This window comes from Mogibacterium sp. CM50, assembly GCF_000293155.1.
Lineage (GTDB): Bacteria > Bacillota > Clostridia > Peptostreptococcales > Anaerovoracaceae > Mogibacterium > Mogibacterium timidum.
On the sequence record NZ_ALNL01000013.1, the window covers coordinates 1 to 13,274 of the forward strand.

Here is a 13,274-nt window from a genome sequence, read left to right on the forward strand (position 1 = left end):
TGATTGATGTTGACTCCGATTTTTTGAAGCTCTTCCGTCATTTTCTTTATATCGCTGTGATCGACCTGAATGATATATCCGTCTATCGCCATTTTCCGAAGGTACGCTTCCATATTTCTTGTAGGCACCTGTTTCATTTTTTCTTCAATCAAGCTGCGTTCTTCTTCCGTAACACGAAATTTTATCTGCACATTTCTTTTTCTGTTATTCATAGGTGAATTTCCTTTCTGCTTTTATAGAGGGTTTGGGACACTTCCCAAGAGTCTACCCCAGCAGGCTTTAGTTTGCGAGGGTACAAGCAAAATCTCTATCGCCGGAACTGCGGAAAATAGAGATTTTTTACGGAAAGGGTACCCCTTTCCTATGCTTGCTATTCCACTTATTCCTTAATCTCTACAACAATGGAAAGTTGCTTTTTGCCAAAAATTCAAAAATCCAAATTTCTTGAAAAAACTTCAAAAGGTAGGTATGGAGAAATAAAATTTCATAGAGAGTTGGGATGATAATCAAACTTGATTTTCGTGCAAAGATTTTTATGATGATAGTTTTCATTGATAAAGTTTGTAGGTTTGTCAAATAAAAATAACACTGCTATCTTGACAAGGGTGTAAATTTAGGTATAATAAAAATAGCACCGATATTTTTATAAAAAGGAGTTCATAATGAGTAAAAGCGACGATACAAAACAATTGATTTTGGATACGGCAAAAATCGAGTTCATGGATAAGGGTTATAGTGATGCTTCGGTTCGTAACATTGCAAAACAAGCCGGACTGACCACCGGAGCAATCTTTCGATATTTTGCTAATAAGGAAAGTTTGTTTGCGTCACTTGTTTCACCTGTAGCAGACCATATGTTGGAGTTATATCGCAAAGGTGAAAAAAGAGGATTTGATTCTCTAACAGATGGATGCCCTGAAAACATGTGGAACATTTCGGAAGAGGTCATTTCTATGCTGGTGGAATACATTTTTGCTAACAATGATGCATTCTATCTGCTCATCAGCAAATCAGCGGGAAGTGCTTACGAAAACTTTGTAGATCAGCTTGTTGCGGAAAGAGAAAAGCAAACTTATGAATTTCAGCAGGAGATGATCCGGCGTGGTTACCCTTGCCGTGCGTTAACTCCGGATGAAATCCACGTTCTACTTAGTGCACAGTATTATGCGATCTTTGAGATTGTACGTCATAAGCTGGAAAAAGAGGAGGCACTTGACAGAATACGCCTCATTGCGGATTTTTTTGGCAGTGCATGGAAATTGTACTTTGCGTAAGGAGGTGTTTTTTTGTACGTTAGTTAGCCTAATCTAACTTATCGCTTTGTGTATCCTACAGATCTATTTTTTGAAAGGAGTTATCTATATGAATACTACGACTGAAAAGAAAAAATTTGTTACACGAGATGTGATGGTGATTGCAGCCATGATGGTCTTGACCTTTGCAGTATACGGAGCCGTTGGCACGCTGACACTACCGTTTCCATTTTTCTACCTCTACCTTGCTGCCGGCATTCAGGAGTTTTTCTGCGCAACATTTTACCTCGTTGTTGCCAACCGTCTGAACAAACATGGGATTTTGCTGATTTGGAGTACTGTGTTTGGCATCATCAGCGCTCTCGGAGGTTATGTGTTCCTGCTTCCTTATTTCTTGCTGGTAGGCGTTCTTTGCGAGCTTGTTATGCTTGGTAAGGACAGTTATCGGAAACCTTTGCGCAACGCTATTGGTTGGTCTTGCTACGGGCTTGGTATGATTATCGGAAACGCTGTTCCAATTTGGGCAGCATGGGAAAGCTATGTGGCGAAGGCATCTACGGAGGGATTTTCAAAGGAAGTATTTGATATGCAACTGGGTATGCTCTCCAATCCGTGGCACATGATTGGAGCCTGCGCTATCACGGTGGTTCTTGCCTTACTCGGTTGCCTCTTCGGACAGCGGATTTTGAAACGCCATTTTCAAAAAGCCGGGATCGTGAAGTAATGGGGGAAATAATAAACAACGGAAAAATAATTCGCCGTGTCAATATTTTTACATTGCTGATACTGTCCATCTGTGTTTGTACCGTAACCTTTTTCTGCAAAAATATGTGGCTGCATATTGCTTATACGACTGCGTTGTTTTTGGTGATGGCGATATTCGGATGCTTAAAAACGGGATTAAAGTTTTTAATCTCTTTTCTCATCAGCTACGGATGGCTCATTTTCAATGTGCGATATGGGATCAATATACCCTCTCCAATGCTCTTTACCTTTCTGATTGAGTTGATTCCCGTTTTTATGGCGGTCTACCTGCTTTCACAGGCACCGTCTGGCAAACTCACAACAGCGCTTCGGCAACTGCCGTTGCCATCCTCTATAAGGTTGACGGTGATTGTTATCTTGCGTTTTATTCCTACGGTCGCTTCGGAGTTTTCCGATGTGCTGGACGCTATGAAAACACGAGGACTTATGCGTTCTCCTTTTCAAGTCATCTTACATCCTCTTAATACCTTTGAGTATGTGATTGTACCTATGGTCTTTCGTTCGCTAAAAATTGCGGACGAACTTGCCGCATCCAGTGTTGTCCGTGGGATTGAGAGCCCATATAAGAAAAAGGGTTACTATCTGAATAAAATGGCTGTAAGCGACGGCATTATGATCGTTTTGTTTGTATCAACAGCGATAATATGTATCTTATTGTGAGGTGAGAAATTGAATCCGACAATTGAAATAAAAAATCTCAGCTTTTCTTATACAAGCACAGATGACCAGTTAAAAAATATCAATCTCAACATAAGACCGGGAGAGGTCATTGTACTTACAGGTCCATCCGGCAGTGGGAAGAGTACGCTAACCCGCGTAATAAATGGTTTGATTCCATATTTTTTTACAGGAGAATTGAGTGGCGAAGTCAAACTTTTCGGAAAAAACATGAATGAAATTCCCTCTTGGGAACGCGGCAAATATGTGGGGAATGTATTTCAAGATCCACGCAGTCAATTCTTTGCCAATGAGGTGTCCGGAGAAATTGCTTTCGGCTGTGAAAATTACGGTATCTCCCATGATGAAATTGTAAAAAGAGTTCAGGGTGCAGCGGAGACGCTGAGTATTACAAACCTGTTAGAACAAAAGGTCAGGTATCTTTCCTACGGTATGCGTCAGCGTGTAGCAATCGCCTCCGCCGAGGCCATTGACCCAGATATTTATGTTATGGACGAACCCTCTGGCAATCTGGACATGGGAGCCACGGAGGATTTTGCTGCATTTGTACGTCTTTTGAAAAAGCAAGGAAAAACGATTCTGATTGCGGAGCACAGACTCTACTATCTTCGTGATATTGCGGATAGGTTTGTCTATATGAATAATGGCGAAATTATCAGCATAATGACTCCGCAGGAAATGAAGGAATTATCCTACGAACAGATTTCGGAGTGGGGGCTTCGCGGTATGGAGCTTTTACGTTTGCCGATTTCTGCACAGATCTATAAAGAAACTGCATCCGGTCCGGTACTGAAAGTGGAGAATCTGTGCAAGCATTTTGGAACTCAATCGGTCTTGTCGAATGTTTCGTTTTCCTGTGCACCGGGAGAGATCGTTGCAATAATCGGTCCAAACGCTGCGGGAAAAAGTACGCTTGGGAAACTGCTGTCCGGACTTTTACAGGAGGATGCAGGTATGATTCGTTTCGCGGAAAAACCGATGAAAAAGAACAAGCGACGCGGACTAATCTGGTATATCATGCAGGATTTGGACAGTCAGCTGTTTGGAGAAAGTCTGACCGATGAGCTTTTGATCGGCAAAAAGGAGACATCCGCTTTGATGCAGCGGGCGAATAAGCTGTTGGCGCTCCTGAATTTAGATGAATTCTCAGAGCGTCACCCGGCTACCCTATCAGGTGGACAAAAACAGCGTCTTGCCTTGGCGATCGCGCTTTTGAATGAAGCTCCGGTGATTGTTTTGGATGAACCTACCAGCGGTCTGGATGGTCGCAATATGCACGCTGTAAGTGAGCAGCTTCACGCACTTGCGGCAAAGGGACACATCATCCTTATGATTACCCACGATCTGGAATGTGCTCTTGCCACTTGTAGCAGGGCTCTGGTGATCCGTAATGGTACTTTAATTGATGATTTTCAAATTGAGGAGGCGGCGAAGCTAATGGCTGCCATGCGGGAATAACAGGAGGAAATATGGAAAAGAAAAGAAAATCCGGCGCTGCTTACCTAATGCAACTGGCCGGGAAATACAAATTACATCTATTTGTATCTGCGTTGTTTGGAATAGCCAGTGCATTATGTACATTTTTGCCTTATGTTATGGTGTACCGAAGTATTCTGGTTTTGCTGGGTGGTGAAGGAAATGCCCTGTACTATGGTCTGATTGCCACAGTATCGATCCTTGGGAAGTTTATTTTCTCCATCATTTCGGGAACATTTTCTCACGTTGGAGCTTTTAATACGCTTTACAATGTTCGCGTGCAAATTAGCCGTCATATTGCGAAGATAAACTTGGGATTCTTTACAGATCATGCTTCGGGAGAAATCAAAAAAGTCATCATTGAGGATGTGGAACGGATTGAAAAATTCTTGGCTCATCAGATTCCGGATGTGACCGCAGCCATCTGCGTGCCGATCATTGTCTTTATTCACCTGCTGACAATCAATATCCCGATGTCCTTATCTCTTCTGGTTCCGGTGATATTGGGGCTCATCATCCAAGGCACGGCTATGGCGATTACCGGCAAGCAAATGCCGACCTATCATCGTCTGTTGGAAAAATTGAACACGGCAATCATGCAGTTTATCAACGGAATGCCTGTTATGAAAGCCTATAATATGACGGCAGAGAGCTATCGTGATTATGCAAGCACCGTAGATGAATACAACGCCTTTTGGAAGCAATGCACCAAGAGTCAGGGCTATACCTATGGACTTTTCGTCGCTCTCGTAGAAAGCGGAATCCTATTTGCACTGCCATTGGGCGGTATGCTCTACTTCCGTGGAACACTACCTAAGCAAGATTACCTTTACTTTATGATTATGAGCATAGTATTTCTCTCCGGCTTGCTGAATTTGTTAAACCTCGCCATGATGTTCAGTCAGATCATGAGCGGCGTGGGACTGATACAGGACATCATGGAGTTGCCTTGCACGACCGAGGGAGACAGTACACTAGACCGCACACAGCCTCATGGCGTAAGCTTTGAGAATGTTACTTTCCGCTATGATAAGTCCGACGTGCTAAAAAATATCAACCTCACCATGCCTGCGGGCAGTCTAACCGCTTTTGTGGGAGCTTCCGGAGCAGGAAAAACGACCGCCGCACAGCTGATTCCCAAATTTTGGGAAGTCACCGACGGAAAAATTTGCATCGACGGCAAGAATATTTTGGATCTGAAAAATGAAAATCTGATGGACTTGGTATCCTTCGTCTTTCAGGAAACCTTTACTTTGCACGACAGCATTCATGAGAATATCGCCATAGGAAACAAAAATGCTACTCGCCAACAAGTGGAGGATGCCGCTAAGGCTGCGCAAATCCATGATTTTATTATGAGTCTTCCAAACGGCTACCAAACCAAGCTGGGCGAGGACGGAGTGAAATTATCCGGAGGTGAGAAGCAGCGTATCTGTATTGCACGAGCAATCTTAAAGGATTCGCCCATCATTATCTTTGATGAGGCAACAAGCTTTGCAGATTTGGAAAATGAGCATAAGATCCAGCTTGCCCTGTCACACTTGTTGAAGGGGAAAACAACCATTATGATCGCTCATCGGCTTCATACAATTACCGGGGCGGATCAGATTTGCGTATTCCACGAAGGACAGCTTTCAGAAAAAGGAAAGCATGATGAGCTCCTGTCCGAAAACGGGCGATATGCTGATATGTGGAAAAGCTATACTCAGGAGGTAGCCATATGATGTATATATTCAAAATGATTCAACAGGTCGCCGGCAAAAACAGCAGATCTTTGTATTTACCGGTTGCATTGTCCTGCGTGGACGCTTTGCTTCACATGGGGATGTTCAGCACGATGATATTGACGATTATTGAACTGATCGGCGGCATCTTTACAGTGGAAAAACTGACTTTATACAGCATTGTCCTCGGGATTCTGTTTTTGGTGCGTGCGATCCTCTTTTCTATAAACTATACACAAGTTCAATATCGGGGTGCGGATATTTCGGCACAACAGCGTCTTTTCCTCGGAGACCATATCCGCAGCTTAAATCTCGGATATTTCAACAAGAACAGCATTGGACGACTGATGAGCACATTGACAACCGATATTACGGACTTTGAACAGATCTTAACCCATTCTTTGGCAAGCTTAATTAAAGTGCTGTTTTTCAGTGCTTTGACGCTCTTGTTTGCCTTCATGGTTTCGTGGCAATTCGGATTGACTGCTACCGTGCTGATTCTAATTGCTTTTCCCTTGATGCAGCTCAGCGGAAAAATGTCTCAGAAGTACGGCGGCAATCAGCGCACGAGTATCAACCGAGTGATTTCTCGAATCGTGGAATACATTAACGGGATCAAGACATTTAGGCTCTATAATTTGACCGGAGAAAAATTTGAACGATTGGATGACAGCTTTACCACCTTAAAAAGAGATTCTGTAAAATTGGAGCTTGCGATTATGCCGTTCTCCGTTTCCTTTGGCTTTGTGACATCGTTGATTCTTCCTGCCGCATTGATTTTGGCTCCCGGTTTGTATCAATCGGGAGTGATTGACACAAACCGGATGGTCGCTCTTCTGATGATCGGCGTTTCTCTCTCCAGCATGATGGCGACACTGGGCAGTCTGTACCCGGAATTAAAATATTTGAGTAAGGCGGCAGAAAATATCTTGGCGGCTCGTCAGGAGGAGCCCCTATCGTATCGTGACGATGCGGTACAGCTCAAAGCATTTGACATCAGTTTTTCTCATGTAGATTTTTCATACGAGAAAAATGTTCCTGTGCTACATGATGTCTCTTTTTCTGTAAAACCCGGAACGACCACGGCTTTGGTCGGTCCGTCCGGCAGCGGTAAAACCACAATTATCAGTCTGATTTCACGGTTTTGGGATGTGACGAAGGGCACGATTACCATCGGAGGCTGCGATATTCGAGAACAATCGCCGGATACACTCGCTGAGAATATCGCTATTGTCTTTCAGGATGTATATCTTCTACACGATACCATTGCAAACAATATCCGCGTCGGAAAGCCGAACGCTACGATGAAGGAAATTGTCGAAGCGGCAAAGGCGGCACAGTGTCACGAATTTATTTCCGCACTGCCGGACGGCTACGATACGATGGTGGGTGAAGGCGGCAATACACTTTCCGGAGGGGAAAAACAAAGGATTTCCATCGCCCGCGCTTTGATTAAAAATGCACCCGTCGTTTTACTTGACGAAACCACTTCCAGTCTGGATGCGGACAACGAAAAAGAAATTCACAAGGCATTGGACGCGCTGATGAAAGACAAAACGGTAATCGTCATCGCTCACCGTCTGAACACGATTATCGGCGCCGACCAAATCCTTGTGCTGGACAAGGGGAGAATCCGTGAACAGGGAAATCATGAGCAACTGTTAGCACAAAATGGCTGGTATGCTCGCATGATTGCGGAGCAAGCCAAGGCACGAAACTGGAGTATCGAATGAGTACAAAAAATATACAATGCAAAAAGAGAAAAATTGTTGTATGGATTATTTCTATCGGCATTATCGCGGCATTGTTCTTTGGTATAAGTAAGTTTATCTCATATCGAACGATGCCACCTTTTGCTGCGGAACGGGAAGCTCTTGAAATAGACTATGGTGATTATTTAGAAATCGATGGCTTCAAACTTTGGTTTGAACTTCTGAATGAAGATTCAGATAAAAAGCCAATTATAGTGATTGCCGGAGGCAGTGGTTTATCTTCGGATTACATGGAAGATTCACTTTGATTTCTATCTATTGACCATCCTCTTTTATTTTACGATGCCAGAGGATGCGGGCGTTCACAAATAAAAAAAGAATTATCATATTACAGCACAAGCAAGTTTGCTGACGAGTGCAAGGCAATTAAAGATTACTTTTTCCCCGATAGGAATGTCATTGTTTTAGCACATTCTTTTGGTGGACTTATTGCTATGGAATATGCCGCAAAATACGAAACTTCACTAGAGGGATTGGTTTTAATATCTTCTGTTTATACGGATTATAAACCACAGAACACATTTGCATTTTTGAAAACAGGACTTCCACCAAAAAATCAGATCGATGCAAATAAATGGTATATGGAGAATATAGATGCTTTTCTTGGTGGATATTTTTATAACACTCAAGCAAAAAACATCTTTTCAAATACTGTAACATCTTATTCGGTGAGTGCTCATGTAGGTGGAGCAAAAAATGATATTTCCACAATGGTACGGGGATTAGATATTCCAACTCTGATTTTGGTTGGTGAAAAAAACGAACATCCTCTTACTACAATTGATACAGCACAAAAGCTCAATCGTTTATTTCTAAACTCAGAATTGCAGCAAATCAAAAATTGTGGACATTTCATGTTTGCTGAAGCTCCCATAGATTTTCAAAATATTGTGCTGAATTGGATTAAGCAATATTGATAGTCACATAAGATGAAGGAGAAGGCAAACTCAAGATAAACAGTTAAACAAAGGAGATTATACAAATGACAGATGTAAGAGAGCGTCTATTGACGGAAAATCCATGGAAGCTAATGATAACATTATCGCTTCCTGCAATTTTGGGACAGTTTGTGGTAGGGCTTTATGCCTTCGTCGATTCAATTTATGTTGGGCAGATGGTGGGAACATCTGCCATGAGTGCAGTTTCGGCTGCATCACCTTTTGTCCTTATCAATAATGGCATTGCCGTTTTGATAGGTATAGGCTCCAGCTCGGTACTTTCCCGTGCCATTGGGAAAAAAGATATGGACACAGTAAACAGAATTATGGGAAATCTTACTTTTCTCGTGCTGTTACTTTCATCTATCAGCATGGTGGCGGGAATTACTTTTGCTCCTATTTTGCTGAGTCTTTCTGGTGCAGAGGGAGCTGTTCTGGAGATGGGTGTGGTATATCTGCGCACCGTATTTTTGGGTTCTATTTTTGTCAACTTCATGCAAAGTGCCAATATGGTTATACGTGGAGAGGGTCGGATGGGTCTTGCCATGGTAATCATGGCCGGTGGTGCGATATTAAATATCGTTTTAGATCCGATCCTTATTATAATTTTTCCTGAAAGGGGACCTCAGGCTGTGGCGATTGCAACAGTTATCTCCCAGTTTTTCCAAGCTACTGTCACCCTTATTTACTTTCTGAAAAAGAGTCCTATCGTTCGTTTTCATGGGGTGCGTCCGGCAAAAGATTTGATTCCTGAAATTCTCTCTGTCGGAGTCAGTGCCATGTTTATGCAGGTCATGATGTTGATACAGATGACAGTGGTGTATAATACAGCGGTAAAATATGGAGGAGAAACGCAAATTGCATTGATGGGTGCCTCTCAGCGTGTTATGCAGCTTGCTTTCGTTCCCATTTGGGGGATGAGTCAAGGTCTGCAGCCTGCTGTCGGCACGAATTACGGGGCAAAAAATTATACGCGAGTAAAACAGCTTACTAACATCTTCATTATTGGCTCTACTGTCCTTTCCGGAATATTCTTTGCCGTAATTGAGCTTTTTCCAAATCAAATATTGTCGGCATTTATTACAGAATCAGATATTGTTGAATCAGGAATTTCATTATACCGTTTGATGTTTTGTGCATTTTTTACTTACGGTCTGCTGATTATGACACTTACCTATTTTCAAGCACTTGGGCGAGCAAAACTGGCCGGTTTCATTGTCGTATTTCGCCAGTTAGTTTTGGTGGTTCCTATGGTTCTTTTGCTTCCTGTCTTGATGAGAGGAAATGTCTTGGGAGTATGGCTTGCTCTTCCGCTGAACGATATAGTTATCCTTTTTATCGCTGTCATCCTGCTTATGCGTGAATACAGACTTCTAAGAAAAATGCAAAGCGAGCTCGTATTGGACACAATGTAATTTATATCATGGCGATGATAAAAATGAATTTATAGATTAATCTAACGATAAGATATATGAGCTTATAAAATGAACGTAGAAGGATTACGCAATGAAGAATAAAAAAGTTAAAAGGCAATGGTTACTCTGCCCTGTTTGCAGAAATAAAACACGATTGCAAATCAGAAGCGATACAGAGTTAAAAAGCTTTCCCTTGTTTTGTCCGAAATGCAAACAAGAATCTTTAATCAATGTCAAACAATTTAATGTATCAGTTATCAAAGAGCCAGATGCAAAGACACAGAGCCGGTGATTTACAGCTACGAAACTGTAATTACCGGCTTATTTTATTTAAGGAGAGAACCATTTATGCAAAAGATAGAATATATAATATTAAACCGCCTATATTATTCTGCTTGAATAAGGGAGTGAAGACTCAAAATCAATCATAACTTACGAAAAAACATGGCGGTATCAAAGGAGGTATCATCGTGTTCATTTTTTATTATGATAAAGCATTATTAAAGGGAATATGTTCTATTTACATGTTTCTATGCTTATATAGATGATCTGTTAAATCATATTTATATAGCTATCTTTTCATGTCCAATCCCGGCTGCCTTATGCAGTCGGGATTTTTTGCGTCTACAAAAACTTTTTTTCAAAAATATTCGCTTTTCTTTGGCAGTTTTCATCTGCCCGTTGTTGAGGGTTTGTGAAAGGGGAAATTCTGCCCGATTTCGCGGCTGCGAAAGGAGGTGAATATCATGAATGAGCCTGAACGGACTGAATGGCAGATACGCTGCGCATTTAACGGTTTTTGTAAACGTGCATTGAAAAACGAAAGTATCAATGCACATAAGGAAATCAAAAGAAGGCAGGCACGAGAAATCAGCTTTTCCGACCTGACACCGAAAGAGGAAAATCAGCTTTATACCCGTGAAGATTTCTTTGTAGGCAGTGAAGAAGAACAAACCTTTTTCGCAGGCGGTAAAGAATGGGATGCAAAGACGATTGCCGATGCGATCCACAGCTTGCCGGAAGAAAAACGCAGAGCCGTCCTGCTCTATTACTTCTTTGATATGAGTGATGCGGAAATTGCGAAGCTCTATCAGATTCCAAGAAGTACAGTGCAGTATCGGCGAACCAGCTCATTTGAGCTGTTAAAACGCTATTTGGAGGAACATGCATATGACTACCCAAGTTGGTAAAACAGGAAACGATGAACGCGGCCTGTTACCTTATCCGGTAATCATAGCCGCAACCAAAGGAGAGCCGCAGGCAATGAATATTGTCTGCCAGCATTACGCAGGCTATATCGCCCACCTTTCTATGAGAAAGCTCCGTGATGAGCGGGGAAATACCTATTACGGCATAGATGAGGATATACGAGATCGGCTTCGTTCAAAGCTCATGCAGGCTGTCCTGATGTTCAAGATTTAATAATGTAGCTGTCTGCGTTCCCCTTTCCGCAGACAAGGCAGAAAGAAGCTGCCGCCTGTTCTTTGACAAATATACCCGCAAGATAACGGCGGCGTATCATAGGGCAAACCGGATACTTTCCTTTTGTGCTTTAGCTATGCGGAAAATGCGCCATGACACTTCCCTACCCGGAAGCCGAGCGAGAAACATTTTGCCGTAAAGCAAGCGTAGCTGCTTGCGAGCCATGACGGCGCAAAATATATAATGATACTCCCCTATAGCCACAGTCCGAGCGTTCAAAGCGTCGCAGGCAATGGGTAGGGCTGGATGAGATCCATGCAGGGGTGAAATTCCCGTGAGGCTAATGCTTACAGCCATCCGGTAATGCCTTTCTTAAATATGAATATCAGAACTTTTACTTATACCTATTTTGAGAAAGGGGGCGATGAAATGAATCAAACGGATGTGCCTATCTGGGAGAAATATACCCTCACCATAGAAGAAGCGGCAAAGTATTTTCGCATCGGAGAAAACAAGCTGCGAAAACTGGCAGAAGAAAATCCTAACGCAAATTGGGTGATATTAAACGGCAACCGTATTCAGATCAAGCGCAAGCAGTTTGAAAAAATGATCGATACGGTTGACACAATCTAATGGAGATCGAGCCTTGACGATGTTATAATAGATATAGCATATCAAGGCTCTTTCCGTCTTGGAAAGGAGCATAACATGTCAGAAAAAAGACGGGACAGCAAAAACCGAGTTTTGCGGTCAGGAGAGAGCCAGAGAAAAGACGGGAGATATGCTTACAAATATATAGACACCTTTGGAAAGACGCAGTTTGTGTACGCATGGAAATTAGTTCCAACGGATAAGACCCCGAAAGGAAAACGCGAGGATAAATCCCTGCGGGAAAAGGTCAAGGAGATACAAAAAGACCTTGATGACGGGATTGACCCGGTGGGAAAGAAAATGACCGTCTGCCAGCTTTACGCAAAGCAGATACGAAACCATGCAAATGTAAGACACAGTACAAAGCAAGGCAGAAAACAGCTTATGAGAATCCTTGAGGAAGATACTATAGGCACTTGCAGCATCGAGAATGTAAAAATGTCTGATGCAAAGGAATGGGCTTTACGAATGAAAGAAAAAGGCTATTCTTTCAAAACCATCAGCAATTACAAGCGTTCTCTAAAGGCAGCCTTTTATACCGCCATTCAGGATGACTGTATCAGGAAAAATCCCTTTGACTTTCATATCAACACAGTTATTGAGGATGACACCGAGCCGAAGGTTCCTCTTTCGCCTGCACAAGAAGAAAGTTTACTTTCCTTTGTGAAAAGCGATAAGGTCTATCATAAGTATTATGACGAGCTTATCATTCTGCTTGGAACAGGACTTCGTATTTCAGAGTTTTGCGGATTGACGGAGAGCGATATTGATTTTGAGAATCGGACAATCAATGTGGATCATCAACTTCAATACTCCGGTAAAAAATCGTACCGCATTGAAACACCGAAAACGGAAAACGGTATTCGGAAAATTCCAATGAGCGACCGAGTTCTTGAGGCCTTGCAGAGAGTTGTGCAAAGCCGAAGAAAAAGTAGTTTCGAGGTTGACGGCTACACAGGCTTTCTTTTTCTCACAAGGAACAGAACACCACAGGCTTGTATCAACTATGATGCTATGTTTCGCAGACTTGTAGAAAAGTATAACAAAAATCATGAGGAAGCTTTGCCGGCGGTAACAACGCCCCATACCCTGCGACACACGTTCTGCACCAACATGGCAAATGCGGGAATGAATCCGAAAGCCTTACAGTATCTTATGGGACACGCCAACATTACCATGA

At 42.5% G+C, this 13,274-nt stretch carries 15 protein-coding genes; 14 read left to right on the forward strand and 1 reads right to left on the reverse strand.

Annotated elements, in window-relative coordinates; genetic code table 11:
* Window positions 1-212, reverse strand: a 212-nt coding sequence (locus HMPREF1152_RS02155) for a plasmid mobilization protein (protein ID WP_009643531.1), incomplete at its 3' end; no start/stop codon positions are given.
* Between the two features lie 450 nt (window positions 213-662).
* Between HMPREF1152_RS02155 and HMPREF1152_RS02160 the strand changes: the two genes are divergently transcribed.
* From HMPREF1152_RS02160 to HMPREF1152_RS02225, 14 genes are all read left to right on the forward strand, one after another.
* Entirely contained in the window at window positions 663-1,274 is a 612-nt protein-coding gene (locus tag HMPREF1152_RS02160) for a TetR/AcrR family transcriptional regulator (protein ID WP_009643530.1), read from the forward strand.
* 88 nt (window positions 1,275-1,362) lie between these two features.
* Window positions 1,363-1,977: an MptD family putative ECF transporter S component gene (locus HMPREF1152_RS02165; protein ID WP_009643529.1), complete on the forward strand. Its 615-nt coding sequence runs from the start codon at window positions 1,363-1,365 to the stop codon at window positions 1,975-1,977.
* Window positions 1,977-2,678, forward strand: a complete 702-nt coding sequence (locus HMPREF1152_RS02170; protein ID WP_009643524.1) for an energy-coupling factor transporter transmembrane component T family protein — start codon at window positions 1,977-1,979, stop codon at window positions 2,676-2,678. The genes HMPREF1152_RS02165 and HMPREF1152_RS02170 overlap by 1 nt, the downstream gene beginning before the upstream one ends.
* A 9-nt stretch (window positions 2,679-2,687) precedes the next feature.
* On the forward strand, window positions 2,688-4,154 hold the full coding sequence (locus HMPREF1152_RS02175; RefSeq protein ID WP_009643532.1) for an ABC transporter ATP-binding protein: 1,467 nt from the start codon (window positions 2,688-2,690) through the stop codon (window positions 4,152-4,154).
* A gap of 11 nt (window positions 4,155-4,165) precedes the next feature.
* Window positions 4,166-5,896: an ABC transporter ATP-binding protein gene (locus tag HMPREF1152_RS02180; protein WP_009643520.1), complete on the forward strand. Its 1,731-nt coding sequence runs from the start codon at window positions 4,166-4,168 to the stop codon at window positions 5,894-5,896.
* Window positions 5,893-7,629 (forward strand): ABC transporter ATP-binding protein, encoded by a 1,737-nt coding sequence (locus HMPREF1152_RS02185; protein WP_021674469.1) that lies wholly within the window; start codon window positions 5,893-5,895, stop codon window positions 7,627-7,629. Before HMPREF1152_RS02180 ends, HMPREF1152_RS02185 begins: the two co-directional genes overlap by 4 nt.
* Window positions 7,626-7,916 carry a hypothetical protein gene (locus HMPREF1152_RS02190; protein ID WP_009643525.1) on the forward strand — a complete coding sequence of 97 codons (291 nt, stop codon included), beginning with the start codon at window positions 7,626-7,628 and terminating at the stop codon, window positions 7,914-7,916. Before HMPREF1152_RS02185 ends, HMPREF1152_RS02190 begins: the two co-directional genes overlap by 4 nt.
* A gap of 9 nt (window positions 7,917-7,925) precedes the next feature.
* Window positions 7,926-8,585, forward strand: coding sequence for an alpha/beta fold hydrolase (locus HMPREF1152_RS02195; RefSeq protein ID WP_083844301.1), 660 nt, complete (start codon window positions 7,926-7,928; stop codon window positions 8,583-8,585).
* 65 nt (window positions 8,586-8,650) lie between these two features.
* Window positions 8,651-10,021, forward strand: a complete 1,371-nt coding sequence (locus HMPREF1152_RS02200) for an MATE family efflux transporter (protein ID WP_009643519.1) — start codon at window positions 8,651-8,653, stop codon at window positions 10,019-10,021.
* Window positions 10,022-10,112: 91 nt separating this feature from the next.
* Window positions 10,113-10,313, forward strand: a complete 201-nt coding sequence (locus tag HMPREF1152_RS09205; RefSeq protein ID WP_021674471.1) for a cysteine-rich KTR domain-containing protein — start codon at window positions 10,113-10,115, stop codon at window positions 10,311-10,313.
* Window positions 10,314-10,767: 454 nt separating this feature from the next.
* On the forward strand, window positions 10,768-11,211 hold the full coding sequence (locus HMPREF1152_RS02205; protein ID WP_009643528.1) for an RNA polymerase sigma factor: 444 nt from the start codon (window positions 10,768-10,770) through the stop codon (window positions 11,209-11,211).
* Window positions 11,192-11,443 (forward strand): helix-turn-helix domain-containing protein, encoded by a 252-nt coding sequence (locus HMPREF1152_RS02210; protein ID WP_009643527.1) that lies wholly within the window; start codon window positions 11,192-11,194, stop codon window positions 11,441-11,443. Before HMPREF1152_RS02205 ends, HMPREF1152_RS02210 begins: the two co-directional genes overlap by 20 nt.
* A gap of 429 nt (window positions 11,444-11,872) precedes the next feature.
* Window positions 11,873-12,076: an excisionase gene (locus HMPREF1152_RS02220; RefSeq protein WP_009643521.1), complete on the forward strand. Its 204-nt coding sequence runs from the start codon at window positions 11,873-11,875 to the stop codon at window positions 12,074-12,076.
* A 75-nt stretch (window positions 12,077-12,151) separates the two neighbouring features.
* On the forward strand, window positions 12,152-13,274 hold a 1,123-nt coding region (locus HMPREF1152_RS02225), incomplete at its 3' end, for a site-specific integrase (protein WP_009643526.1).

What these genes read in the sequence shown, in the direction of transcription:
- HMPREF1152_RS02160 (WP_009643530.1), top strand. Translation starts at nt 663, where the DNA reads ATGAGTAAAAGCGACGATACAAAACAATTGATTTTGGATACGGCAAAA.
- HMPREF1152_RS02165 (WP_009643529.1), top strand. Translation starts at nt 1,363, where the DNA reads ATGAATACTACGACTGAAAAGAAAAAATTTGTTACACGAGATGTGATG.
- HMPREF1152_RS02170 (WP_009643524.1), top strand. Translation starts at nt 1,977, where the DNA reads ATGGGGGAAATAATAAACAACGGAAAAATAATTCGCCGTGTCAATATT.
- HMPREF1152_RS02180 (WP_009643520.1), top strand. Translation starts at nt 4,166, where the DNA reads ATGGAAAAGAAAAGAAAATCCGGCGCTGCTTACCTAATGCAACTGGCC.
- HMPREF1152_RS02185 (WP_021674469.1), top strand. Translation starts at nt 5,893, where the DNA reads ATGATGTATATATTCAAAATGATTCAACAGGTCGCCGGCAAAAACAGC.
- HMPREF1152_RS02190 (WP_009643525.1), top strand. Translation starts at nt 7,626, where the DNA reads ATGAGTACAAAAAATATACAATGCAAAAAGAGAAAAATTGTTGTATGG.
- HMPREF1152_RS02200 (WP_009643519.1), top strand. Translation starts at nt 8,651, where the DNA reads ATGACAGATGTAAGAGAGCGTCTATTGACGGAAAATCCATGGAAGCTA.
- HMPREF1152_RS09205 (WP_021674471.1), top strand. Translation starts at nt 10,113, where the DNA reads ATGAAGAATAAAAAAGTTAAAAGGCAATGGTTACTCTGCCCTGTTTGC.
- HMPREF1152_RS02205 (WP_009643528.1), top strand. Translation starts at nt 10,768, where the DNA reads ATGAATGAGCCTGAACGGACTGAATGGCAGATACGCTGCGCATTTAAC.
- HMPREF1152_RS02210 (WP_009643527.1), top strand. Translation starts at nt 11,192, where the DNA reads ATGACTACCCAAGTTGGTAAAACAGGAAACGATGAACGCGGCCTGTTA.
- HMPREF1152_RS02220 (WP_009643521.1), top strand. Translation starts at nt 11,873, where the DNA reads ATGAATCAAACGGATGTGCCTATCTGGGAGAAATATACCCTCACCATA.